General features: G+C 42.7%; 24 protein-coding genes. 20 read left to right on the forward strand and 4 right to left on the reverse strand.

Annotated elements, in window-relative coordinates:
* The 4 genes from C3B73_RS00810 to C3B73_RS00825 form a co-directional block, all read left to right on the forward strand.
* The coding region (locus C3B73_RS00810) for an REP-associated tyrosine transposase (protein WP_103663735.1) at nt 1–414 on the forward strand (414 nt) is incomplete at its 5' end.
* A gap of 291 nt (nt 415–705) precedes the next feature.
* A complete protein-coding gene (gene atpD, locus C3B73_RS00815) occupies nt 706–2,205 on the forward strand; it encodes a F0F1 ATP synthase subunit beta (RefSeq protein ID WP_103663736.1) in 1,500 nt (499 codons plus the stop codon).
* A gap of 20 nt (nt 2,206–2,225) precedes the next feature.
* Nucleotides 2,226–2,483 carry an ATP synthase F1 subunit epsilon gene (gene atpC, locus C3B73_RS00820; RefSeq protein ID WP_103663737.1) on the forward strand — a complete coding sequence of 86 codons (258 nt, stop codon included), beginning with the start codon at nt 2,226–2,228 and terminating at the stop codon, nt 2,481–2,483.
* A gap of 106 nt (nt 2,484–2,589) precedes the next feature.
* Nucleotides 2,590–3,501 (forward strand): hypothetical protein, encoded by a 912-nt coding sequence (locus C3B73_RS00825; RefSeq protein WP_103663738.1) that lies wholly within the window; start codon nt 2,590–2,592, stop codon nt 3,499–3,501.
* 36 nt (nt 3,502–3,537) lie between these two features.
* Here C3B73_RS00825 and C3B73_RS00830 read toward each other — a convergent pair whose 3' ends face one another.
* From C3B73_RS00830 to C3B73_RS00840, 3 genes are read right to left on the reverse strand one after another with little or no spacing between them, the layout of a single operon-like run.
* Nucleotides 3,538–5,868, reverse strand: a complete 2,331-nt coding sequence (locus C3B73_RS00830; RefSeq protein ID WP_103663739.1) for a penicillin-binding protein 1A — start codon at nt 5,866–5,868, stop codon at nt 3,538–3,540.
* 8 nt (nt 5,869–5,876) lie between these two features.
* A complete protein-coding gene (locus C3B73_RS00835) occupies nt 5,877–6,641 on the reverse strand; it encodes a UDP-2,3-diacylglucosamine diphosphatase (RefSeq protein ID WP_157939381.1) in 765 nt (254 codons plus the stop codon).
* A 5-nt stretch (nt 6,642–6,646) separates the two neighbouring features.
* Nucleotides 6,647–7,666, reverse strand: coding sequence for a polyprenyl synthetase family protein (locus C3B73_RS00840; protein ID WP_103663741.1), 1,020 nt, complete (start codon nt 7,664–7,666; stop codon nt 6,647–6,649).
* A gap of 97 nt (nt 7,667–7,763) precedes the next feature.
* Between C3B73_RS00840 and pfkA the strand changes: the two genes are divergently transcribed.
* From pfkA to C3B73_RS00920, 16 genes are all read left to right on the forward strand, one after another.
* Entirely contained in the window at nt 7,764–8,753 is a 990-nt protein-coding gene (pfkA, locus tag C3B73_RS00845; protein WP_103663742.1) for a 6-phosphofructokinase, read from the forward strand.
* A gap of 3 nt (nt 8,754–8,756) precedes the next feature.
* Complete coding sequence (locus C3B73_RS00850; RefSeq protein WP_103663743.1) at nt 8,757–10,046, forward strand: glucose-6-phosphate isomerase; 1,290 nt, start codon at nt 8,757–8,759, stop codon at nt 10,044–10,046.
* 6 nt (nt 10,047–10,052) lie between these two features.
* Entirely contained in the window at nt 10,053–10,688 is a 636-nt protein-coding gene (locus C3B73_RS00855) for a deoxynucleoside kinase (protein ID WP_103663744.1), read from the forward strand.
* Between the two features lie 53 nt (nt 10,689–10,741).
* Nucleotides 10,742–11,245: a YceD family protein gene (locus C3B73_RS00860; RefSeq protein ID WP_103663745.1), complete on the forward strand. Its 504-nt coding sequence runs from the start codon at nt 10,742–10,744 to the stop codon at nt 11,243–11,245.
* A gap of 17 nt (nt 11,246–11,262) precedes the next feature.
* Nucleotides 11,263–11,442: a 50S ribosomal protein L32 gene (gene rpmF / locus C3B73_RS14175; RefSeq protein ID WP_103663746.1), complete on the forward strand. Its 180-nt coding sequence runs from the start codon at nt 11,263–11,265 to the stop codon at nt 11,440–11,442.
* A gap of 11 nt (nt 11,443–11,453) precedes the next feature.
* Nucleotides 11,454–12,437, forward strand: coding sequence for a phosphate acyltransferase PlsX (plsX, locus tag C3B73_RS00870; RefSeq protein ID WP_103663747.1), 984 nt, complete (start codon nt 11,454–11,456; stop codon nt 12,435–12,437).
* Between the two features lie 14 nt (nt 12,438–12,451).
* Nucleotides 12,452–13,444, forward strand: coding sequence for a beta-ketoacyl-ACP synthase III (locus C3B73_RS00875; RefSeq protein ID WP_103663748.1), 993 nt, complete (start codon nt 12,452–12,454; stop codon nt 13,442–13,444).
* Nucleotides 13,444–14,331, forward strand: coding sequence for an ACP S-malonyltransferase (fabD, locus tag C3B73_RS00880; protein ID WP_103663749.1), 888 nt, complete (start codon nt 13,444–13,446; stop codon nt 14,329–14,331). The genes C3B73_RS00875 and fabD overlap by 1 nt, the downstream gene beginning before the upstream one ends.
* A 7-nt stretch (nt 14,332–14,338) precedes the next feature.
* A complete protein-coding gene (fabG, locus tag C3B73_RS00885; RefSeq protein WP_103663750.1) occupies nt 14,339–15,088 on the forward strand; it encodes a 3-oxoacyl-[acyl-carrier-protein] reductase in 750 nt (249 codons plus the stop codon).
* A gap of 95 nt (nt 15,089–15,183) precedes the next feature.
* Nucleotides 15,184–15,423 (forward strand): acyl carrier protein, encoded by a 240-nt coding sequence (locus tag C3B73_RS00890; protein WP_103663751.1) that lies wholly within the window; start codon nt 15,184–15,186, stop codon nt 15,421–15,423.
* A 24-nt stretch (nt 15,424–15,447) separates the two neighbouring features.
* Nucleotides 15,448–16,692 (forward strand): beta-ketoacyl-ACP synthase II, encoded by a 1,245-nt coding sequence (gene fabF / locus C3B73_RS00895; protein WP_103663752.1) that lies wholly within the window; start codon nt 15,448–15,450, stop codon nt 16,690–16,692.
* Between the two features lie 6 nt (nt 16,693–16,698).
* Entirely contained in the window at nt 16,699–17,442 is a 744-nt protein-coding gene (rnc, locus tag C3B73_RS00900; RefSeq protein WP_103663753.1) for a ribonuclease III, read from the forward strand.
* 133 nt (nt 17,443–17,575) lie between these two features.
* Complete coding sequence (mgtE, locus tag C3B73_RS00905; protein WP_103663754.1) at nt 17,576–18,958, forward strand: magnesium transporter; 1,383 nt, start codon at nt 17,576–17,578, stop codon at nt 18,956–18,958.
* A gap of 15 nt (nt 18,959–18,973) precedes the next feature.
* Nucleotides 18,974–19,822, forward strand: coding sequence for a thymidylate synthase (locus C3B73_RS00910; protein WP_103663755.1), 849 nt, complete (start codon nt 18,974–18,976; stop codon nt 19,820–19,822).
* Complete coding sequence (locus tag C3B73_RS00915; protein WP_103663756.1) at nt 19,819–20,289, forward strand: dihydrofolate reductase; 471 nt, start codon at nt 19,819–19,821, stop codon at nt 20,287–20,289. The genes C3B73_RS00910 and C3B73_RS00915 overlap by 4 nt, the downstream gene beginning before the upstream one ends.
* Before the next feature lie 208 nt (nt 20,290–20,497).
* Nucleotides 20,498–21,655, forward strand: a complete 1,158-nt coding sequence (locus tag C3B73_RS00920; RefSeq protein WP_103663757.1) for an ATP-binding response regulator — start codon at nt 20,498–20,500, stop codon at nt 21,653–21,655.
* Here C3B73_RS00920 and C3B73_RS00925 read toward each other — a convergent pair.
* Complete coding sequence (locus tag C3B73_RS00925) at nt 21,652–22,908, reverse strand: HD domain-containing protein (RefSeq protein WP_103663758.1); 1,257 nt, start codon at nt 22,906–22,908, stop codon at nt 21,652–21,654. The genes C3B73_RS00920 and C3B73_RS00925 overlap by 4 nt on opposite strands.
* Between the last annotated feature and the right edge of the window lie 85 nt (nt 22,909–22,993).

A 22,993-nucleotide genomic window follows, 5' to 3' on the forward strand; every position in this document is an offset into this window, starting at 1 on the left:
AAATATGTACAAGAAGAACATGATATAACATTGTATGGGTATGTTATCATGCCCAATCACATTCATATGGTTGTAGAGGGTAAAGCATTATCTGCCCGACTCAGAGCGTTCAAATCATATACCGCTCGAAGTATTATTAACTATCTAAAAGCGAACAAGAAGACAAGGACGTTAGACCAACTTAAGGCAGGTAAGCTGGATAATCATAAAGACAGTGAATTCCAGGTGTGGCAGGAGGGTTTTCATCCCAAACAGGTTTCAACTCAAAAAATAATGAGACAGAAGATCAATTACATTCACTATAATCCGGTGAAATCCGGTTTCGTTTCTTCCCCGTTATATTGGCGATATTCATCGGCATTAAATTACGAGGGTGAAGAAGGTTTGATCTCAGTGAATATATTTTCAGGGTAATGTTTTTTTTGAGGTAGAGCCTCCGGCCAGAGTTCCGCAGCAGAGCGGCCGAACCAGTGCAATGGATTATACCTTTTTAAAGACTCAATTATTGGGATATTAAGTCAGTTTAAGTTCGGGAGTGTTATAATTGCATAATCATTGGATCGGGTGTAGGGGATACGAATATTTAAACATATTTTTTTCGTTGCCTCTCTTTAAGTATCTCCCTATCTTTATCAGTCTTTGCAGTAGTGCATAAATTTACTGCCAAATCAATAAAGCTAAATAAACAAAATCGCGATTTACCACATGAATAAAGGAACGATAGCGCAGGTAATTGGACCTGTAGTTGATGTTGATTTTTTAGAAAGTAAAACACCGCCCGTTCTCAATGCTCTTGAAGTTGAGATGACAGACGGATCCACATTAACCCTTGAAGTAGCGCAACACCTTGGTGAAGATCGTGTGCGTACTATCGCGATGGACTCGACTGATGGTCTTGTCAGAGGAATGGAAGTACTGGATACAGGTAAGGCGATCTCAATGCCTATCGGCCAGGATATTCGTGGTCGGCTTTTCAACGTAGTGGGTGAAGCTATTGACGGTATAGAAGCTCCGGAAGGAAAGGATTCATATCCTATTCACCGTGATGCTCCTGCCTTTGATCAGCTTGCAACATCAACGGAAATGCTTGAAACAGGTATCAAAGTAGTTGACCTGCTTTGCCCTTATGCTAAAGGTGGTAAGATCGGATTGTTTGGTGGTGCCGGTGTAGGTAAAACCGTACTGATCCAGGAGCTTATTAACAACATCGCTAAGCAGCACGGTGGTTTATCCGTATTTGCCGGAGTTGGTGAGCGTACCCGTGAAGGAAATGACCTTCTGCGCGAATTTATTGAATCCGGCATTATCAACTACGGTGATGAATTCAAAAAATCTATGGAAGAGGGGGAGTGGGACCTTTCAAAAGTAGATAAGACCAAATTAAAAGAATCTCAGGCAACCCTGGTATTTGGACAGATGAATGAGCCTCCGGGAGCACGTGCTCGTGTAGCTCTGTCAGGTTTGACGGTTGCTGAGTATTTCCGTGACGAAGTATCCCGCGATATTCTGCTTTTTATTGATAACATTTTCCGATTTACTCAGGCCGGTTCTGAGGTATCAGCCCTTCTGGGACGTATGCCTTCAGCGGTAGGTTACCAGCCAACCCTGGCTTCAGAAATGGGTGACCTTCAGGAGCGTATTACTTCTACTAAAGACGGATCCATTACATCAGTTCAGGCGGTATACGTACCTGCTGATGACTTGACTGACCCGGCTCCGGCAACAACCTTTACTCACCTTGATGCTACTACTGTACTTTCTCGTGCATTGACACAGATCGGTATTTATCCGGCGGTAGATCCATTGGATTCATCATCTACTATCCTGGATCCTAAAGTAGTAGGACAAGAGCATTATGATGTGGCTAACCGAGTGACCCGTCTGCTTCAGAACTACAAAGATCTGCAGGATATCATTGCCATTCTTGGTATGGATGAATTATCTGATGAAGATAAACTGGTAGTAAGCCGTGCACGTCGTGTTCAGCGTTTCCTTTCACAAAACTTCCACGTGGCCGAGCAGTTTACCGGTCAGCCCGGTGTTTATGTGAAAGTAGAAGACACCATCAAAGGCTTCAAGATGATTCTTGACGGTGAACTTGATCACCTTCCTGAAAATGCGTTCTACATGGTAGGAGATATTCAGGAAGCTATTGAGAAAGGTGAGAAACTGCTGGCTGAAGCTGAACAGGAAGAAGCAGCATAATTAAATAATAAAAGCTGACCATGAGTACTTTCAACGCACAAATACTAACACCAAACGGATCTCTTTTTGAGGGAGAAGTAAGTGGAGTAAAACTTCCCGGTTCAGAAGGAAGTTTTGAAGTTAAAGCTAATCACGCCCCGATCGTATCTACTTTGGATGAAGGAAGCGTTCTTGTCCGTAAATCAGACGGAGACGTAACCTATATGATCTCAGGTGGATTTGTGGAAGTAAATAACAATAAGTTGACACTTCTTGCAGAATCGGTCAGCGAATCATAAGCTGTTTCCATTTAACACTTTCAAAGCCGTTACCTAAGCAGGTATCGGCTTTTTTTATGTATTATATTTTAAGTAATACAGACAAGTTTAACGCCTAAAGGATAGCATGAATAAATACATATACATTTTGATCATCTTTGTGTTGAGTTCTTCAGGAATCATGGCTCAGCAAAGACCGGATACCACTTTCGTGACAGAATTTGAAAAACCAATATTTGCCAAGGGGCAAGGTCCTGCCATATGTATAGATGCTGCTCACAATAATTTTCATACGTCTGAAACCGGGTTTGCTCCTTTTTCTAAAGTATTGAGGCTGGATGGTTTTGTGATAAGATCAGTCACTGAAACCCTGCAGATGAATTTAGAGCCACTGAAGGATTGTCAGGTTTTTGTCGTAGCGAACCCTCTTCACGAAAGTAATATCAATAACTGGAGGCTGCCAAATCCCTCAGCGTTTACACAAAATGAGATCGATCGAATAAATGATTGGGTGAACTCAGGCGGCAGTCTCTTTTTGATAGCAGATCACATGCCCTTTGCCGGAGCTGCTGAAAAACTTGGTCGTTCGTTTGGTTTCGAATTCAATAACAGTTTTGCATCACTCGAAAAAGAGCAGAATGAACCGGATCAATTCAATCAAAGCAATGGGAGGTTAGTCGCGGAGTCACTACCCGATAAGAGTATATCAAGTATCACTACTTTTACGGGATCTGCTTTTGAATATCCCTCTGAAGCAAATCCGATCCTGTTATTCAAGGAAGGAGATTTTAGCCTTGAACCGGAGATCGCCTGGCAATTTAATGACAGCACTAAGTCCACAAGTTTAGAAGGATATAGTCAGGGTGCGATCATGGATTATGGGGGAGGGAAATTAGCTGTATTTGGGGAGGCAGCCATGTTCACGGCTCAGGTCATAGATACCCCACAGGGTGAGTTCAAGGTGGGACTAAACAACAAAGAAATGGCTCCTCAGAATCTTGAATTTCTAAGGAGCCTGATGAAATGGTTATCAGAGTAGAGTAGTTTGTAAATAAAGAAAGAGTGAGTGATAGGCTTACCAGCCAATCCGACCCTTATTCTCATCTTTGATCAATTCATTTCGTGTCTTTTCCGGATCTTCCGGCATCACGAAACCGGGAGGAGGTTCAAAGGCATCATATTTCCAGTAGGCTTGTTCATCTGCTGAGGCATAGTTTATGAATTCGCCGACAATGGGAAGGGCAGTCCTCGCACCCTGTCCAATACTGTAAGACAGATCCTGGTTAAACCTGATACGTCTGTCTTCACCGCCAACCCAGGCTCCCATAACAACATGCGGCATCATAGCCACGAACCAGTTATCGGCAGCTTCATTGGTTGTTCCGGTTTTACCGGCTACATCCTGGCGGACCCCATATACATTTCTTAGTCTAACTCCGGTTCCATAAAAATCCTCACCACCTCTGATAACTCCCCGTAGCATATCGGTGATGATATAGGCTGTCTCAGGGCTGATCACCTCAGCCGTTAATTCCGGATGAAATTCTTTAAGGATATTGCCTTCCTTATCCTCAATTCGTGTAATGGCGATCGGTTCGATATGAACTCCGGCATTGGCAAAGGTTGTATATGCACTGGTTAGTTCAAGCAATGAAACGTTTGCGGTTCCCAACGCAATTGAAGGGTAGGCAGGGGTATTGCTCATGTCAATGCCTAATTTAGAGGCCATATCCTTGATCTTACGGGCAGCGGGGTCAAGTTCCCATAACTTATTGGTACCGGGCGCTCCGGCAATCTCAGGAAGTAATCGCACAGTCACATTGTTCATACTGCGAGCCAGTGCTTCTCTTAGTGGGACTTCAACCGGACCTTCCGCCACGGTTTCATCTTTGGGTGTCCAGGTTGAACCGTCTCTGGCCCTGAATGTCACCGGGAATTTCGAAAACTTATGATAGGGTTTGTATCCGTTATCGATGGCTACGGCATATACAAATGGTTTGAAAGTTGAACCGGCCTGACGTTTGGATTGATAGACATGATCGAATTGAACATTACCGTAATCAGTTCCTCCAACCCATGCCAGAATATTTCCGTTTGTGGGTTCTATGGCTACAAAACTTGCCTGCAATCGGGTACGTGTGCGCTTAACCGAATCAATATAAGCGGTGTCAGCAAACAGGGAGTCAAACACTACTTTTTCTACTTTGGTGTCATATTTGGCAAAGCCATTTTTGTAGCGGTCCGTTTCACGGATAAAACTTCTGAGAAAGAGGGGGAATTCTTCCCAGAGTTTGTCCATATATTCGTCACTTCCGGGAGTAGTCCATTCCTTTTCAAATATGGTTTGCAGGGAGTCGAGTTTCGTTTTGACGGCACGTTCCGCATGCTGCTGCAATCTGGAATCGATGGTGGTGTAAACAACCAATCCATCTTTATATAGATCATATCCATTTTCCTCCAGCCATGGGGTAACTTGCTGGCGAACGTATTCACCAAAATATCGGCTCTGTCGCCCGGCTTTTGATGGAGGATGATAGTCGAGCTCGATCGGTTCAGATGCCAGCACCTGATATTCACTGTCAGTAAGAAAATTCCGTTTATTCATCTGACTTAATACAATATCACGGCGAGATTTTGAGCGTTCGGGAAAGATTCGTGGGTTGAAAGCATAAATAGCCTGCAGAGCCCCGATCATAGTGGCAGCCTCAGTGATATTTAGTTCTTTGGCCGGCTTTCCAAAATGTGTTTGAGCGGCTGCTTCGATGCCAAACGTTGAGTTCGGGAATTCAACCGTGTTAAGATACATTTCTGTGATCTCACGCTTGGTATATCGCCGTTCAAGCTGAATGGCCGTGATCATTTCCCTGAACTTACGCGTCACAGAAAATTCCTGACCGATCTTCTTATATAGGTTTCTTGCCAGCTGCTGACTTATTGTAGAAGCACCCTGCCATCTGCCATTAATAAGGTGCCAGGGGATAGCAAGCGTTGCATAAGTATCGATGCCCCAGTGATTATAAAAACGGTGATCCTCGGTTGCAATAAGTGCATCAATTACGTGAGGTGAAATATCCTCGTAGCGAACCCAATTTCTGTTTTCAACAAAATACTTGTCCAGAGTGACTCCATCCCTGCTTTTAACTTCTGATGCAATGGCTGTTTCCGGATTTTCAAATTCATCAGCAGAGGGGAGACCTGAGATCAGATAGACTACATATCCACCGATCACAAGCAATATAACGCCTGCAATACCACCGGCCCACGTCAATGCTTTTTTAAAGAGTGGAGGCATTCCGTTTGAAGACTTTTGTTTCTTTGCCTTGCGTTCAGCCAACACTTGTTTTCGGTACTCAGGATCGCTGAAATACCTTTGTTGATCGATAGGTCCTTTTTGTTCGTCGCTCATAGTTTATTCTAATTTCCTGTAAAGGGGATAATAGAGTTCGATTTAGCTTCCCACTTAACGAGTTCAAGCTCGCTATTGTTATACATGGCTATGGTTCTTGTGCTAAAGAAGGCTCCAAGGTTTATATAACTTCCGCGGGAAAATGTTTCTACCCGAGGAATATGGTCGTGACCGCTTATAATATAATCTAAATTATGCTTATTAAAGATCTTTTTAGCCTGTTCATTCAACGGTTCAGGATCCTGATGATCTCTCTTTCGGGTCAGGTTTGAGAATGTCTTCATGGCAGCCAGACCGCTTTTAGGTGTAAAGACTTTTTGATAGACATCCACAAAGGTTGAGTTACGAAGTAACCTGTGAAATGTGGCTCTCGGAAAATCGATCTCATTAGATGATATACCGTCACCGTGCATGAGTAACAATCTGGCCGAATCCAGGTCTAAAAGCCGGAAGTTTTCCTCCACATCAAAACCGCGTTCTTCAAAATGCCCGAAGGTCCAGTTATCATGGTTGCCGGTAATGTACAGAGCCGGAGTGATCTTAGTATTATACCTTTCAAAGGCCTCGAGCAATTTTGAGCCCAGGGCAGGAACAAAATTTTTTTCAGGAAACTCCATCCAGTAATCAAAGAGATCGCCAAGTATATTGATCTTTATTTCAAGGTTTTGACAATATTCGATCAGCTTGATGAGATCTTGTTCTATTTCATCATTCTTGACTTTTGGGAATGCACCCAGATGTACATCGGATATAAAGATCTGTTTTGTGAACACGATGACTACTTTTTACGGGTGATCACAAATTCGATCAGATCCACAAAATCATTTCGGGCATCAGAGGCCGGTACCTTTTTGAGATTCTCAATGGCCTTATTGGCGTGGTCGTACATAGCCTGTTTGGCATAGTCCATGCCTCCGTTTTCATGAACAAAATTCACGATCTCGTCCACATTTTTGGAGGATTTCTTGCGCTTTTTCATCAAAGCTCTGATATGAGCTGATTTACCTTTAGGGGCATGTTCAAGTGCCTTGATGAGCGGGAGAGTGACCTTGCGTTCCTGAATATCATTTCTCGTGGGTTTACCAATATCGTACACACCATAATCAAAGAGGTCATCACGGATCTGAAAAGCAATGCCGATATTCAGGCCTATCTCGCGCATCAATGTGTGGATATCTTCATCATCACTGACCGAGACCGCACCGCATTCACAACAGGTTGAGATCAGGCTGGCTGTTTTTTCTGAGATGATCTGGAAATACCGATCCTCCGTCATATTGAACAAACCGGCTGTTTTAAGTTGTCTGAGTTCACCTTCGCTCATGGCCTGAACCGCTCTGGATTGTACTTCAAGAAGTTGATACTCCTTATTTTCGAGGGCAATCAGTAATCCCTTTGATAACAGATAGTCACCCAGAAGTACACCGGCTTTGTTCTTCCATATCTTGTTGATACTTACAAAACCCCTACGGCTGTCCGCTTCATCCACCACATCATCGTGAATCAGAGTAGCTGTATGCAGCAGTTCGATCATTGTGGCTGCGATATAACTTTTTTGTGTAGCTCCCCCAAAAAGGTTGGCCGTCATAAAAACGAGGGTTGGCCGTAGTTCTTTGCCTTTCTGACGCAATAAGTACTTAATGATCTGATCTAACAGAAAAACATCAGACTTAATGGTTTGCTTGAAAAAACTTCTGAATTCTGAAAGATTTTCTGAAACCGGAGCCGTGATCTCTTTTAATGATTTTCTGGAAACGGTTTCAGAATTTATCTGTTCTAAGTCTTCGTTATCTGTCATCAATTGTGTTGAAATTTTCTTAAACTTGGCCGTGTAATAATTTACTGATAAAACAGAACAATTATTTACTCACAATCACTCACACTCATTGAAATTTATGACAGACGAATTATTGAAAGTTAAAACTATCGGCGTTTTGACAAGTGGAGGAGATTCTCCAGGAATGAACGCCTCAATACGAGCAGTAGTCAGAACCGCAGAGAAATTTGATATAAAAGTTTATGGTATTAAACACGGCTATTTTGGCCTGATAAACGACGAGATCGTAGAATTAGATACCCACGATGTCTCCAATATCATTCAAAGGGGAGGTACATTTCTCAAATCAGCCCGCTCAGAGGAATTCAGAACAGAGAAAGGCCGAACAATTGCAGCCAAAAATTTAAAAAAGTATGGCATTGATGCCCTCATCGTTATTGGCGGTGACGGAACCTTTACCGGAGCTAACAAACTGAGTAAAGAGCATAATGTTAACGTGGTTGGTGTGCCGGCAACAATTGATAATGATATTATCGGAACCGATGAAACGATCGGTTATGATACCGCCTTGAATACCGCTTTGGATGCCATCGATAAGATCCGGGATACAGCTGATGCTCACGAACGTATGTTTCTTGTAGAAGTGATGGGAAGAGATACCGGATTCATCGCCCTGGAAACAAGTATTGCAAGTGGAGCTGAAATTGCTCTGCTTCCCGAAGAATTGACGAACGTAGAAGAAGTCAAGAAACAGCTTCATAATATGCTTCAGGCTCAACGAAGAAGCAGTTTGGTTGTAGTTGCTGAAGGGGATGAGACCGGAGGAGCCCTAAAACTGGCGGAAAAGATCAAAGATGATTTTGCTCAATATGATATGAGAGTCTGTATTTTAGGACATACCCAAAGAGGCGGGGCTCCATCAGCCAGAGATCGTGTGCTTGCAAGTCGCTTAGGGGCTGCTGCTGTGAAAGTGTTGCAGGAAGGACACAGTGATGTTATGGTAGGAGTGGTTAACAACGCTTTGAAGTTAACACCGATGCGTGTTGCCATTTCCAAGAAAAAAGACATCGACCACACTCTAATTGATTTAGCTAAAACACTGAGATAAACTATGATTAAATGCGACATTAGTTTAGCGCGAAAGTTTATAGACGAGAGTACCTACCTGCAATCCAGAAAAAAAGCGGACAAGGCTTTTGATCAACTCAAGCATAAAACCGGACCCGGGTCGGAGTGGTTGGGCTGGCGTGATATGCTGGCAAAACCTAACGATGCTGAGATCGAACAGATCTCGGAGCTTGGGGAAGAGATCCGGCAGAAAGCGGATGTATTTATAGTATGCGGAATTGGCGGTTCTTATTTAGGAGCCAAGGCCGTGATCGATGCGTTGAGTGCCCATTTTGATCAAAATGGACCTGAGATCTTGTATGCAGGTCACCATATGGGAGGTAAATATCTTGAGCAGCTATTGGCCCACCTCAGACAACCCAAAGAGGATGGAACCCCAAAAAGTATTTATGTAAATGTGATCTCAAAATCAGGGTCCACTCTCGAAACCGCTCTTTCTTTCAGAATGCTGCGTGCGTTGTTGGATGATCTGTATGGTGAGGATTCATCAGATCACATCATCTGTACAACAGGTGCTGAAGGAGGGCTGCTGAATAAAATGATCGAAGCCAAAGGATATAGAAAGTTCATTGTACCTGACGATGTTGGGGGACGCTTTTCGGTCCTGACACCTGTTGGGCTTATTCCTATAGCCGTTGCCGGTATTGATATCAGAACCTTATTTTATGGTGCTGTTTCAGCCTTTAATAAGTATGAGGAAAATGCAGTAGAAGTTCTTGAATATGCTGCCCTTCGAAACGCTATTCATGAATCAGGAAAAACCATTGATGTGTTTGCCACCTTTGAACCTGAATTAGCATCTATTGGCGGTTGGATTCAGCAGCTTCTTGGGGAGAGTGAAGGAAAAGAAGGAAAAGGGATCTTTCCAACGGTCGCTACTTTCTCAACCGATTTGCATAGTTTAGGTCAGTTTATACAACAGGGCCAACGCAGCCTGATGGAGACATTCATTATTGTAGATAAGCCCTTCTCAAAATTATCCGTGAATGAGATCGAAGGAGATGATGACAAACTGAATTATCTGTCCGGAAAATCATTTCACGAGATCAACACAAAAGCCCGTGAGGGAACCATAGAAGCCCACAGTGAAGGGGATGTACCGATTGTGAGGGTTCATATGGAATCGCTGAACGCAGAAAATATTGGGCAACTTATCTATTTCTTTGAGTTATTGACCGGCATATTTGTATATAGCCTGAACGTAAATCCTTTTAACCAGCCAGGTGTAGAGGATTATAAAAAAGCCATGTATCGCCTACTTGGTAAACACTAAATATTTATGGATCAAACTAACAAATCTAAGTACATCGCAGTAGCCGGAAATATTGGGGCAGGAAAGTCATCACTGACCGGTTTACTGGCCAAGCACTACAACTGGGAAGCTTTTTATGAATCCGTGGATGACAATCCCTATCTGCAGGATTTTTATGAAGACATGAGACGATGGAGTTTCAATCTTCAGATCTATTTTCTTTCCAGCAGGTTCCGCCACCAAAAAGAAATGCTGAATGATGACGTGAATTTGATTCAGGACCGAACCATTTATGAGGATGTGGAGATATTCGCAAAGAACCTTCATCAGATGAATTTGATGAGTGACCGGGATTTTGTGAACTACGAAGCCTTGTTCAATGAAATGAGTTACTACCTGCGTCCGCCCGATCTTTTGATCTATTTGCGTGCACAGGTTCCCACTCTCGTAAAGCAGATCCAGCAGAGGGGGAGAGATTACGAGAACACCATTCGGATCGAATATCTGGAGCGCCTAAACAATCTATATGAGGACTGGATAGGCAGATATCCCCACGAAAAGCTTATTATCGATACCGATGACCTTGATTTTGTGAATAATGATGAGGATCTGGGTAAGGTTATAGACCTGATCGACCAAAGGATGTTTGGTTTATTTAATTGATTGAACCGCAGATCAATAATCCTTATTTTAGGTAGCTATTGAGGAGAAGTTCTATGTTAAAATTTAAGATCTTTGAAATACCTGAAGGCCAAAGTGAGAGAACTGTAGATCTGAATGATGAGGATCTGGATCTTGGTGAACTCACGTTTAAGGGTGGTAAACTTTATATCGATTTTTACCGCACACTTCAATTTGTAAGAGCTCAATTCAATGTTGATGCCAATGTTGAACTGATCTGCGATCGATCTCTGGATCCATACGAACACAGAGTAGATCAACAATATGAAGTCCTTTTTAAGGCCGATGAGGTTGAGGAATCTGCCGACGAGAATGGTGCTGTAAGAAATTATGACCATGCCTCTAAGCAAATAGACCTGGAGCAGGATGTACGAGATACGATCTTGCTGAATCTCCCAACTAAAAAATTACACCCCCGTTACCTTGACGAAGATGGAAATCCTAAGGAAGTACTGAACGAGCAGTTTGGTGATATTCCTGATGAGGATGAGGAAACTATCGACCCAAGGTGGGAAAAATTGAAAGATTTAAAAGAATAACGATAAGGTAAAATTTAATGGCACATCCAAAACGAAGAACATCGAATGCCCGTAAGAACAAGCGTCGTGCACACCACGCTATTTCTGATGTAACATTGGCAAAATGCTCAAACTGCGGCGCATTGCATCGTTACCACCATGCTTGCTCAGAGTGTGGTTACTACCGTGGCCGCCAAGTAATGAAAGCTGCTAACTAAATATATTGTATATGATTGTTGCAGTAGATGCAGCCGGTGGAGACCATTATCCAAAAAATCCTGTAGAAGGAGCACTGCAAGCCGTTGAGGAGAATAAGGACCTGACCGTACTATTGGTTGGTCCTGAAGCTGTGATCTCAAAAGAGCTTGAAAGTCATGATTTTGATAAAGATCGTGTCTTGATCCATGATGCTCCTCAGGTTATTGGGATGGAAGAATCTCCATCACAGGCTGTTAAAACCAAACAGCAATCATCTATAGTAGTTGGACTTGGGTTACATAAAGCCGGAAAATGTGATGCCTTTGTAAGTGCCGGGAATACCGGAGCTCTACTTGCAGCATCCATGTTTATTTTAGGTAGATTAGAGGGTGTTCTAAGGCCAACCATAGCAGCGTATTATCCTACCCTGAAAGGATTCCGACTCCTGGTAGATGCCGGAGCCAATCTGGAAATTAAGCCGGAAACAGCGGCTCAATTTGCTCAAATGGCCCAGATCTACTGCCAACAGATCTTGAAAATTGAAAACCCGAAAGTAGCCCTGCTAAATGTCGGCGAAGAGGAAGGCAAAGGTACCGAAGAGATCAAAGAGATCCACGATCACCTGAAAAACTTCCCTAATTTTATCGGCAATGTTGAAGGCAAAGATATACTGCCCGGCAAAGCTGATGTCTATATTTCAGATGGTTTTGTTGGAAACATTGTGCTTAAATTCGGTGAATCTATTCCTGAAATTCTTGAGAAAATGATCGGAAAGGCTGTAATGGATATGGACCTTTCCAAAGAAGACCTCAAAACTATTACGACTGTACTTAGAACAGCCCTTGCGCCTTTTAATTATGAAAATGTCGGTGGAATTCCGTTTTTAGGTGTTGATGGTGTCAGTATTGTAGGCCACGGCGGCAGTTCTCCGCTGGCTATCAAGAACATGATAAAAAGCGCTGTTCAAACCGTTGAAAATGATGTAAACGGTAAAATTGTAGCATCTCTAAACTGAGCAAACCCAACTTAATGGAAGTTAAAAGAGCCAAAATTACCGCAGTAGGTCATTACCTGCCTGAAGATCGTATGACCAACCACGATCTTGAAAAACTGGTAGATACAAATGACGAGTGGATCAGAACCAGAACCGGAATTGAAGAGCGTCGTATTCTCAAAGACCCTGATAAAGCCACAGCTTTTATGGGTACCGAAGCGGCAAAAGAAGTACTTGAAAAGCGAGGTATTACTGCTGAAGAGATCGACCTGATCATTTTGGCAACGGTTACGCCGGATTATCTTTTCCCGGCCACTGCTTGCCTGGTTCAAAAGAATATTGGAGCCAAAAATGCTTTTGCCTTCGACCTATCTGCCGCATGTTCAGGCTTTTTATACGCGCTGAGTACCGGTTCCATGTACATTGAATCAGGTCGTGCCAAGAAAGTAATGGTGATCGGTACTGATAAAATGAGTTCCATACTGGACTATTCCGATCGTTCAACCTGTATTCTCTTTGGAGATGGAGCAGGCGCTGTTTTGCTTGAAGAATCGGAAGATGAAACCGGTATCATTGATCAAAAGCATTACGTAGAAGGTGATACAGAATGCAGTTTATATCAACCGGCAGGAGGGAGTCAAAATCCCGCCACAGAAGAAACGGTTAAAAACAAGCTACATTACCTTCAGCAAGATGGTAGAGCCGTGTTTAAAAAGGCTACAATCGGTATGGCAGATGTATCACTTGAGATCATGAAACGAAACAATCTGGAGCCGGAAGATGTTGCATGGTTAGTGCCGCATCAGGCCAACTTACGCATCATTGATGCCACTGCCAGAAGAATGGGGCTTTCTACTGAGAAGGTCATGATCAACATTAATAAGTACGGAAATACTACAGCCGCTACTATTCCACTTTGTTTATATGACTGGCAGGATAGATTGAATTATGGAGATAACTTGGTACTGGCTGCCTTTGGTGGAGGATTTACCTGGGGAGCCATTTACCTTAAATGGGGAATGAAATAATGAAGACAGCCTATTTATTTCCGGGTCAGGGATCTCAATTCGTTGAAATGGGTAAAGCCATTTACGAAACCAATCCCGAAGCAATGAAGTACTTTGATGAAGCCAATGAGATACTTGGCATTGATCTGAAAAAGATCATGTTTGAGGGACCGGAAGAAAAACTTAAACAAACTGAATTCACCCAGCCTGCCATATTTTTACATTCAGTGGCTCTTTTTAAAACACTGAATGTTACGCCTGATATGGTAGCAGGACATAGTCTGGGAGAATTCTCAGCGTTGGTAGCCTGTGAAGCCGTATCATTTGAAGATGCGTTGAAGATCGTTCGCAGAAGAGGAGAGCTTATGCAGGAAGCCGGAACTTCAAATCCCGGCACAATGGCTGCTGTCATTGGAATGGAAGATGAAGATGTTGAAAGTGTTTGTAAAAGAGCGACTGAAGAGACCGATAAGGAAGTTATCGCAGCAAACTTCAATTCGCCCGGTCAGGTTGTGATATCCGGGTATGTTGAAGCTGTTGAAAAAGCCATTGAAATTGCAAAGGAAGAAGGAGTCAGGCTAGCCAAAATGCTTCCTGTGAGCGGAGCTTTTCATTCATCCTTGATGCAACCGGCTTATGATGGCTTAAAGCAACAGTTAGAAGAATTGGATATAAAAGAGCCAAAATGTCCGATCTACAGTAACTATACGGCTGAGGCCACTACTGATATAGAAGAAATTCGGTCTAACGTATTGAATCAGTTACTTAATCCGGTTAGATGGACTCAAACCATGATCAATATGAAAGAGGAAGGGGCTGAATCGTTTGTTGAAGTTGGTCCGGGTAAAGTATTGCAAGGATTGGTAAAACGAACTTTGAAAGACGTAAAAATTTCAGGATATCAATAAGAAAATGATGAGTCTTACTTTAGAAGGAAAAACATGTCTTGTTACCGGCGGAAGCCGAGGAATTGGAAAAGCGATAGCAGTCAGGCTTGCTGAGTTCGGTGCGGATGTTGCTATTACCTACGCCCGTTCAGCGGATGCGGCTGAAGAAGTAAAAAAAGAAATTGAAGGAATGGGTAGAAAGTGTAAATCCATTCAGGCTGATGCCGTTGATCTTAGCAGGGCAGAGGAAGTGATCGCAGAGATTGTGGATGACTGGGGTAAGATCGACGTGATCGTAAATAATGCCGGTATCACTAAAGACAACCTGATCCTCCGGATGAGTGAAGAACAATGGGACGACGTTATTACAACCAATCTCAAAAGTGTCTTCAATTACTCAAAAGCTGCGGCAAAACCAATGATGAGAAACCGTGGAGGTTCGATCATTAATATCAGCTCTGTGGTTGGAATTTCAGGTAATGCCGGACAAAGTAACTACTCTGCATCTAAAGCAGGGATCATCGGTTTCACCAAATCTTATGCAAAAGAACTGGCCTCAAGAAATATTCGGGCAAATGTAGTTGCTCCGGGATATATTTTGACGGATATGACAGGCGAACTTGATGAAAAGGTTTTACAGGGCATCAAAGATGAAACACCACTTGGAAGAGCCGGTAATCCGGAAGAAGTGGCCGATGCCGTTACGTTCTTGTCATCCGATATGAGTTCATACATCACCGGGGAAGTAATCCGCGTTGATGGTGGAATGGCTATGTAATTACAGATATTGCAGATACTATACTGAAACTTTAAGTTGAAAAACTTATTTTATCAAAATTATAACTACTAATTAATCACTGAAAAGGACACAAAATGTCACAAGACGTAGAATCAAAAGTAAAAGCTATCATTGTAGATAAACTTGGCGTTGACGAATCAGAAGTTGTTGCTGAAGCTAACTTCACCAACGATCTGGGAGCTGACTCTTTAGATACAGTTGAACTGATCATGGAATTCGAAAAAGAATTCGATCTGAGCATTCCTGACGAAGACGCTGAAAACATTGCAACTGTTGGAGACGCAGTTACTTATCTGACAGGTAAATTATCCTAAATTATACTAATTAAATCATCACCTATGAGCACTCGTAGAGTTGTAGTAACGGGTATCGGCGCTTTTACCCCTATCGGTAAAAGTGCGCCTGATTTCTGGAACGGTTTAGTTTCCGGTAAGAATGGCGTTCGCAATGTCGAACATTTCGATACATCCAATTTTGCCACAAAATTTGCTGCTCAGATTGAGGATTACGAACCTACTGATTACTTCGATCGTAAGGAAGCCCGAAGACTCGATAAGGTTGCACAATATGCCCTTATTGCCTCTGAGGAAGCGATCAAAGATAGTAAGCTTGATCTGGAAAAAATTAACAAAGATGAAGTTGCAGTATTAGTAGGTACCGGTATCGGTGGGATGGAGACATTCTACGAGCAGTCGGTATCCTTTCATGAGCATGGCCCAAGAGGCGTGTCTCCGTTCTTCATTCCGATGTTGATCCCTGATATCGTTTCAGGTCAGATCTCCATCAGATATGGATTCAGAGGCCCGAATTTCTGTGCTGTTTCAGCTTGTGCAACCGGTTCACATAACATTGGCCTGGCATACGATTCTATTCGTTACGGTCAGTCTGATTATGCGTTAGCCGGAGGTACGGAAGCACCTGTTACCAGAATTGGAATTTCAGGGTTCAACAGTATGAAGGCAATGTCAACTCGCAACGATTCACCTGAAACTGCCTCGCGACCATTTGATAAAGATCGTGATGGGTTTGTATTAGGTGAAGGTGCCGGCATCTTTATGCTTGAAAGCCTCGATTCAGCTCTCGAAAGAGGAGCAAGAATTTACGGTGAGATCAAGGGTTATGGATTCTCAGCTGATGCTTACCACATTACAGCTCCCGATCCGGATGGAAACGGTGTGACTCTTGCAATGTCAAGAGCCATGGAATCTGCCGGTATCAAACCGGAGGATGTTGACCATATCAACATGCATGGAACCTCAACACCGTTAGGTGATGTTGCTGAAACCAATACCATTAAAAAGGTATTCGGTGATCATGCTAAAAATATCAACCTGAACTCAACCAAAAGTATGCACGGGCATACATTGGGGGCAGCCGGGGCCATTGAATCGATCGCTACCTTGCTGGCTATTTATCATGGTACGGTTCCACCAACCATTAACATTGAGAATCAGGATCCTGAGTGTGATCTGAACTACACTGCGAATGAATCTGTGGTTCGTGATGTCAAATATGCACTGAATAATGCTTTTGGCTTTGGCGGACACAATTCAACCTTAGTGTTTAAAAAATACCAGGATTAATACCCTATGCCTAAGTGGTTCAGGTCACTTTTTACTAAAAAAGAGTCAGATCTTAGCCCTGAATTAAAAGGCCGATTAGAGAAACTGGAAAGGATCGTTGGTTTTGATATCGACGATCCTTCTCTTTTTTTAAAAGCTCTTCGTCATCGTTCAACCCTGTCTCAGGAGAAATATGAAACCTACGATTCATATGAACGTCTCGAATTTTTAGGAGATGCCGTCCTGGATCTTATAGCTGCAGAGATCCTTTTTAATGATTATCCGGAAAAGGATGAGGGGTTCCTGACCAAAGTACGGGCTAAACTTGTAAGGGGAGATACCCTTTCTCAATTGTCTGTTAAACTGGGTCTGGATGAGCTCATGGAACTTGGGGAGAGAAATGGCCAAAGTGCTATATCCAAAAGTATCCTTGCTGATGCCTTTGAGTCAATTATTGCAGCCATTTACATCACAAAAGGGTATGGTAATGCCTATGATTTTGTGCATAAAGTGATCAGCAGTAATCTTGATATGTCCGAAATCATTAATAAGACGGATAACTACAAAAGTGCGCTTCTGGAACTGGCACAATCCATGAAAAAGCCGATACCACATTACGAATTGATCAATGAGACCGGTCCGGGGCATAATAAGACCTTTGAAGTAAAAGTTATGGTTGGTGAAAGAGAGCTCGGTAAAGGAAAGGGAAAGAGTAAGAAAAAAGCTGAACAAAAAGCAGCCAGGGAAGCTTTAACTAAACTCAATTCCTGATCTCTTTGATCTGCTTGTTTAGGTTCAGCCTCATTCGGTTACTTTACATTTATCGTCTTCATTATTTGTTTTTTGTCGGATTAACTCCGATTCTTAGCCCATCTAAATAAGGCAATTTCATCGGGACGAAACCATGTTTGTACAGCTTATAAAACCTGAATTTGAGGAATTGATCGCGGCCAAGGATTGGGTTGCGCTCAAAGAGGTTTTGAATGACGTCCCCTCTGCAGATATAGCCGATCTTTTGCTTGAATTGCCAGGCGAAATTGCCATTGTGGTTTTCAGGTTGCTTAAAAAACCAATAGCGGCTGATGTTTTTGCTGAACTACCATCCACCAAAGGGGTTGAACTGCTGGAATTATTTAATAAACAGCAGCTGAGTGATGTAATGAGTAACCTGGAACCTGATGAACAGGTTTCCATTCTTGAAGAACTTCCGGGACACCTTACTCAAAAGGTGATGAACTCGATCGATCTGGAAGATCAAAAACAGCTCAAGAAATTACTCGGTTATCCTGAGGAAAGCGTTGGTCGTTTGATGACCCCCAGATATGTTCGGGTTAAGTCAGATTGGACCATCCGGCGAAGTATGGAACATATACGGAGTTATGGTAAAACTGCTGAGACCATAAACGTGATCTATGTGGTGGATGATAAAGAACACCTGATCGATGACCTTAGGTTGAATCATTTGATCCTGGCTGATCAGGAGAACCATATTGAGACCCTCATGGACCATAGTTTTGAAGCATTGTCGGTTTATGATGATCAGGAAGAAGCGGTGAAGATGCTGGCCAAATATGACCGTGTCGCACTTCCTGTAGTTGATTCGGATGGTGTATTGGTCGGTATTGTAACTGCGGATGATGTGATCGATGTTGCCGAGGAAGAGACCACCGAGGATATGCAGAAGATGGCCGGTATGGATGCTCTTGACGATTACTATTCTCAATCAACGATATTTGACCTTGTTAAAAAGCGGTTATGGTGGCTGATCGTTCTATTCGTAGGTCAGATCCTGACAGCTATTGCCATGGGGGGATATGAAGAAATTCTACAGAAAGTGGTAGCTCTTTCATTTTTTGTACCCCTGATCATTTCAAGCGGTGGTAACTCAGGTTCTCAGGCAGCCACTCTTGTGATCCGGGCTTTGGCTACGGATGATATCAAACCTGAAGACTGGATGAGGGTTTTTAAGCGAGAATTCACTTCCGGGTTGATGCTGGGATCTCTGATCGGGTCGCTTGGTTTTGTTACTTTGGTAGGGTGGGATGTCATAATGGGAGTAGCATTGACCTCCACTTCATTTTTAACAGCCGGAGTGGTCGGTTTAAGTTTATTTTCCATCGTATTATTTGGTAATTTCACAGGAGCCATGTTGCCCTTTATACTTTCCAAGTTAAATCTTGATCCGGCAGTTTCTTCTGCCCCTTTTGTGGCAACAATTGTAGATGTGAGCGGTATTATCATATACTTCTCCATTGCCATACTTTTATTAAGCGGAACAGTCCTTTAAAACTATTACAGTCTTATGAAACAATACCATGATCTTGTCCGAAATGTTCTTGAGAATGGAGTAAGAAAGGAAAACAGAACCGGAACAGATACCATCTCAAATTTCTCTGAATTCTATAAAGTGGATCTGTCAGAGGGGTTTCCATTGCTGACTACCAAAAAAGTGTATTTCAAGTCAGTGATCATGGAACTGTTATGGTATTTAAGGGGAGAGGATCATATCCGATGGCTGCGGGATGAAAATGATGTACATATCTGGGATGCCTGGGCGGATGAAGACGGTCATGTTGGCCCCATTTACCCGGTACTCTGGCGCCGTTTCCCTTATTTTGAAAAAGAATCGGTGCGTTTTGAAGGGAATGGGTCCGCCATTGATAAGGATTGCTGGGTTCGTCAGGAATTCGATCAGGTACAGCGTGCCATCGATATGCTGAAAGAAAATCCCAACAGCCGCAGGATCGTGGTCAGTGCCTGGCATCCGGGATTACTTAAAGAAATGGCGCTGCCTCCATGCCATATCATGTATATTTTTAATGTTCAGGATGGAAAGCTCAACTGTCACCTGACACAGCGTTCCGGAGACATCGCATTGGGGATCCCTTTCAATATGGCGTGTTATTCAGCTCTGACTATGGCCATAGCGCAGGAAGTTGGACTGGAACCGGGTACTTTTGCCCATACTATTGTAGATGCACATATTTACGTGAATCACGTTGATGGGTTAAAAGAGCAGTTAAAGCGTAAAACCAAAGCCCTGCCAACTCTTAAAATTGCCAAAAAGCCGGTTGACGAACTCACTTTCGAAGATTTCACCTTAGAAAACTATGATCCTGATCCGGTGATCAAGTTTGAGGTTGCTGTATGATCGTAACGATTGTTGCAGCCCACGATCCAAACCTGGTGATCGGTAAAGAAGGCGGATTACCCTGGCGATATTCTGAGGACTTAAAGCACTTCAAAAGAACGACTCTGGACCATACGATCATCATGGGAAGGGGAGTGTTCGAGGAACTTAATGAAATTCCGCTGCCCGGACGTACAAACATTGTTCTAAGCACCACTAAGACGTATGATAATGTGAGTACCTATACCTCCTTAGCTAAGGCCTTAGAAGCAAAGAATGAAGAGGAGGAAGTATTTATTATTGGTGGCGGCGTGTTGTATCGGGATACGATCGATATGGCCGATAAAATGATCATCACTGAAATACACAAGGAATATGAGGGGGATACCTATTTTCCCGAATACAGAGATGAGATCGGTTCCACATGGAAAGAGACAGAGAGAGAAGACCACGAGGATCTATCTTTTGTGACCTACCACCGGGTTTAAAATTAGTAAACCCTAATTAAGAAAGCCTAACCTGCTTTAGGGGAGGACGTTCGGTAAATTTGGCTTACCATTTACAGGACATAAAAATACGCTAAGTTGGCTTTATCAAATAAGATATCATTCACCAAAATGAGACCGGACTATCATGTTATATCAAATTTAAAGAGATCCGGACAGCCAACAGTGTCATCAGGAGAGATCAATTATTATGAATAAAGACACTCAGCTTTCAGGCATGGTTGAAGCACTTTCCCACGAGCTGCGTACACCACTCAATGCCATTATTGGATATTCAGAAATTTTGGATAAGGCAGATAACCTGACTGAAGAACAAAAGTCGCATATCAAAAATATAACGAAAGGCGGGCAACAGCTGCTTCATATTATAAATGATATCATTGAATTGTCTAATATTGATAGCGGAAAGGTAAAACTGCAAAATGAGATCTTTGAGTCTGAAGCTCTGATCCGGGACATCAAGAAAGAATTTAGTGATACGGCCGAGATGAAAGGTCTTGGTTTTGATATCAACAGTAATTCGTTATCAGGTAAGTCATTTATTGGTGATCGGGAAAAGATCAACTCAGTGCTGTTTATTCTGCTCAATAATGCCTTTAAATTTACAGAAAAGGGAGCGGTCATACTGGATCTGTCACATATTGAGGATGAATCAGAGTCATTGAATATTACAATAACAGATACCGGAATTGGTATGGAAAGTTCAGATCTGGAACATATTTATCAGCCACTCAGACACGACCGTTCGACTTCTGAGGTTTATAAGGGATTTGGTATGGCTACCTGTAAAAGATTGATCACCCTGATGGGTGGAACCATTCAAATAGATAGTGAAGTAGGAAAGGGTACAACTGTTGAGGTAACTATTCCGGTCAAACAGAGTACCATGAGTTTGGTAAAAAAAGACCATGCCCCGATCAAGGCAGCAGCTTCTATGCAATCACCCCCGAAAGCTTTGATCGTGGATGATCTGGCTATGAATCGGACACTCGCCAGGATCATTCTTGAAACGCGCAATTTTACTACATCAGAAGCTGAAAATGGCAAAGAAGCCGTAGAGCAATACTGTGAGCACAAACCTGATGTGGTGTTGATGGATATTTCTATGCCGGTCATGAATGGAGTGGATGCCATGAATCAAATTCGGGAACTAACTGATGACGAAGAAGCTCAGTTACCTATTATAGCTATCACCGCCGGAGGGCACGCAGGTAGCCGAAATGATCTGATAGACAAAGGCTTTTCAGAGTATATTCAGAAACCCTTCCGGGAAGAAGAATTGATCAGAAAGATCGCTATGTTTCTCCCGGTACCGGAACAAAATCTGAAAGCTGCTTCTAAAGCTTAGACAACGGCATCAACCTCTTTAAGGTGCACACAGTAATGCTTGATCACAGGTTCAGTCAGCGCAATAATATTTTTGGTTTCTGCTGCCTTTGAGAACTCAATGGCTTTCTCATCTTCCAGGATCCAGATGCTTTCGTTTTTGTATTTATAGGCTTCTGAATAGCTATTTTCAAACCCCAGGTAGTATTCAAGATTTTTCTCAGGCTCGGGGATCTTATTCTTTTTCAGCTGTTTCAGGGTACGGTCTTTGATCTTCTTAACAGAAGCCTGACTAAATTTTCGTTCTGAGAAAGTGGTTCGAAACAATCCCCGGTTCAAAAACCTGAAACACAGATCAGATAACACTTTATCCGGATGATTGAGCCAAAGCTTGATAGAAAGGTAAATATCATGATCATCCAGTTGGGTGTACTGTTCGATCATTTTGGCTGAAATCGTTTTTTTTGCGGAAGGCTGTTCCTCCATGAAATATTGCAGGGCAGGGGAAGCAAAATTCAACTCGGAGCCGGAGTCTATCAAATGCCTAACCCGATCAAAGATCTTCTTAAGTAAAAAATCGGCTCCCAGAACTGTTTTATGCTGATAAACCTGCATATACATCAATCGCCTTGAAATGATGTAATTTTCAATAGCATAGATGCCTTTTCTCTCTATCACAATATTACCCTTAAACACACGCATGGTCTTCAGGATGCGGTTGATTCCCACAGAACCTTCAGAAACCCCTGTAAAAAAGCTGTCTCTTCTAAGGTAATCCAATCTATCGAGATCCAGTTGGGAAGAGATTAGCTGATGTAAAAATTTCTTTTTGTACTGATCAATGAAAATGGAAACAGCCGTATCCAAAGCCCCGTCAAATTCCTGATTCAGTTTTTTCATGATAGCGAGACTCATCATTTCGTGATTGAAATCTTTGATGAGTGAATGCTCAAGCGTGTGTGAAAGGGGCCCGTGCCCAACATCATGAAGTAAAATAGCCATCAGGGTGCCTTCATATTCCGGCTGACTAATGGTAGTGTCTTTTTCTTTAAGATTGTTGAGTACTCTTTGCCCAAGTTCGAGTGCACCCAAAGCATGTGAAAACCGGGAGTGTTCAGCCGCAGGGAATACAAGATACCCCAGGCCAAGCTGGCGAATGCGCCTGAGTCGCTGAACATAGGGATGATCAATAAGCTTTAGGATCGGACCTTTTGGAACCGTAATGAATCCGTGTACGGGGTCGTTGAATATTTTATAACGGGTGCTTTTATCCATTGATCATTAAGAAATTGGGTTAAATGCGGCCTCAAGATATTTAAAATTAGTCACATAAACGTGATGAGTAATGTGTGGACTGTAA

Source organism: Gracilimonas amylolytica (assembly GCF_002911695.1).
Lineage (GTDB): Bacteria > Bacteroidota > Rhodothermia > Balneolales > Balneolaceae > Gracilimonas > Gracilimonas amylolytica.

Excerpts from the sequence above, each read along its gene's own strand:
- atpD (WP_103663736.1), top strand. The coding sequence starts at position 706 with ATGAATAAAGGAACGATAGCGCAGGTAATTGGACCTGTAGTTGATGTT.
- atpC (WP_103663737.1), top strand. The coding sequence starts at position 2,226 with ATGAGTACTTTCAACGCACAAATACTAACACCAAACGGATCTCTTTTT.
- C3B73_RS00825 (WP_103663738.1), top strand. The coding sequence starts at position 2,590 with ATGAATAAATACATATACATTTTGATCATCTTTGTGTTGAGTTCTTCA.
- C3B73_RS00830 (WP_103663739.1), bottom strand. The coding sequence starts at position 5,868 with ATGAGCGACGAACAAAAAGGACCTATCGATCAACAAAGGTATTTCAGC.
- C3B73_RS00840 (WP_103663741.1), bottom strand. The coding sequence starts at position 7,666 with ATGACAGATAACGAAGACTTAGAACAGATAAATTCTGAAACCGTTTCC.
- pfkA (WP_103663742.1), top strand. The coding sequence starts at position 7,764 with ATGACAGACGAATTATTGAAAGTTAAAACTATCGGCGTTTTGACAAGT.
- C3B73_RS00850 (WP_103663743.1), top strand. The coding sequence starts at position 8,757 with ATGATTAAATGCGACATTAGTTTAGCGCGAAAGTTTATAGACGAGAGT.
- C3B73_RS00855 (WP_103663744.1), top strand. The coding sequence starts at position 10,053 with ATGGATCAAACTAACAAATCTAAGTACATCGCAGTAGCCGGAAATATT.
- C3B73_RS00860 (WP_103663745.1), top strand. The coding sequence starts at position 10,742 with ATGTTAAAATTTAAGATCTTTGAAATACCTGAAGGCCAAAGTGAGAGA.
- rpmF (WP_103663746.1), top strand. The coding sequence starts at position 11,263 with ATGGCACATCCAAAACGAAGAACATCGAATGCCCGTAAGAACAAGCGT.
- plsX (WP_103663747.1), top strand. The coding sequence starts at position 11,454 with ATGATTGTTGCAGTAGATGCAGCCGGTGGAGACCATTATCCAAAAAAT.
- C3B73_RS00875 (WP_103663748.1), top strand. The coding sequence starts at position 12,452 with ATGGAAGTTAAAAGAGCCAAAATTACCGCAGTAGGTCATTACCTGCCT.
- fabD (WP_103663749.1), top strand. The coding sequence starts at position 13,444 with ATGAAGACAGCCTATTTATTTCCGGGTCAGGGATCTCAATTCGTTGAA.
- fabG (WP_103663750.1), top strand. The coding sequence starts at position 14,339 with ATGAGTCTTACTTTAGAAGGAAAAACATGTCTTGTTACCGGCGGAAGC.
- C3B73_RS00890 (WP_103663751.1), top strand. The coding sequence starts at position 15,184 with ATGTCACAAGACGTAGAATCAAAAGTAAAAGCTATCATTGTAGATAAA.
- fabF (WP_103663752.1), top strand. The coding sequence starts at position 15,448 with ATGAGCACTCGTAGAGTTGTAGTAACGGGTATCGGCGCTTTTACCCCT.
- rnc (WP_103663753.1), top strand. The coding sequence starts at position 16,699 with ATGCCTAAGTGGTTCAGGTCACTTTTTACTAAAAAAGAGTCAGATCTT.
- mgtE (WP_103663754.1), top strand. The coding sequence starts at position 17,576 with ATGTTTGTACAGCTTATAAAACCTGAATTTGAGGAATTGATCGCGGCC.
- C3B73_RS00910 (WP_103663755.1), top strand. The coding sequence starts at position 18,974 with ATGAAACAATACCATGATCTTGTCCGAAATGTTCTTGAGAATGGAGTA.
- C3B73_RS00915 (WP_103663756.1), top strand. The coding sequence starts at position 19,819 with ATGATCGTAACGATTGTTGCAGCCCACGATCCAAACCTGGTGATCGGT.
- C3B73_RS00920 (WP_103663757.1), top strand. The coding sequence starts at position 20,498 with ATGAATAAAGACACTCAGCTTTCAGGCATGGTTGAAGCACTTTCCCAC.
- C3B73_RS00925 (WP_103663758.1), bottom strand. The coding sequence starts at position 22,908 with ATGGATAAAAGCACCCGTTATAAAATATTCAACGACCCCGTACACGGA.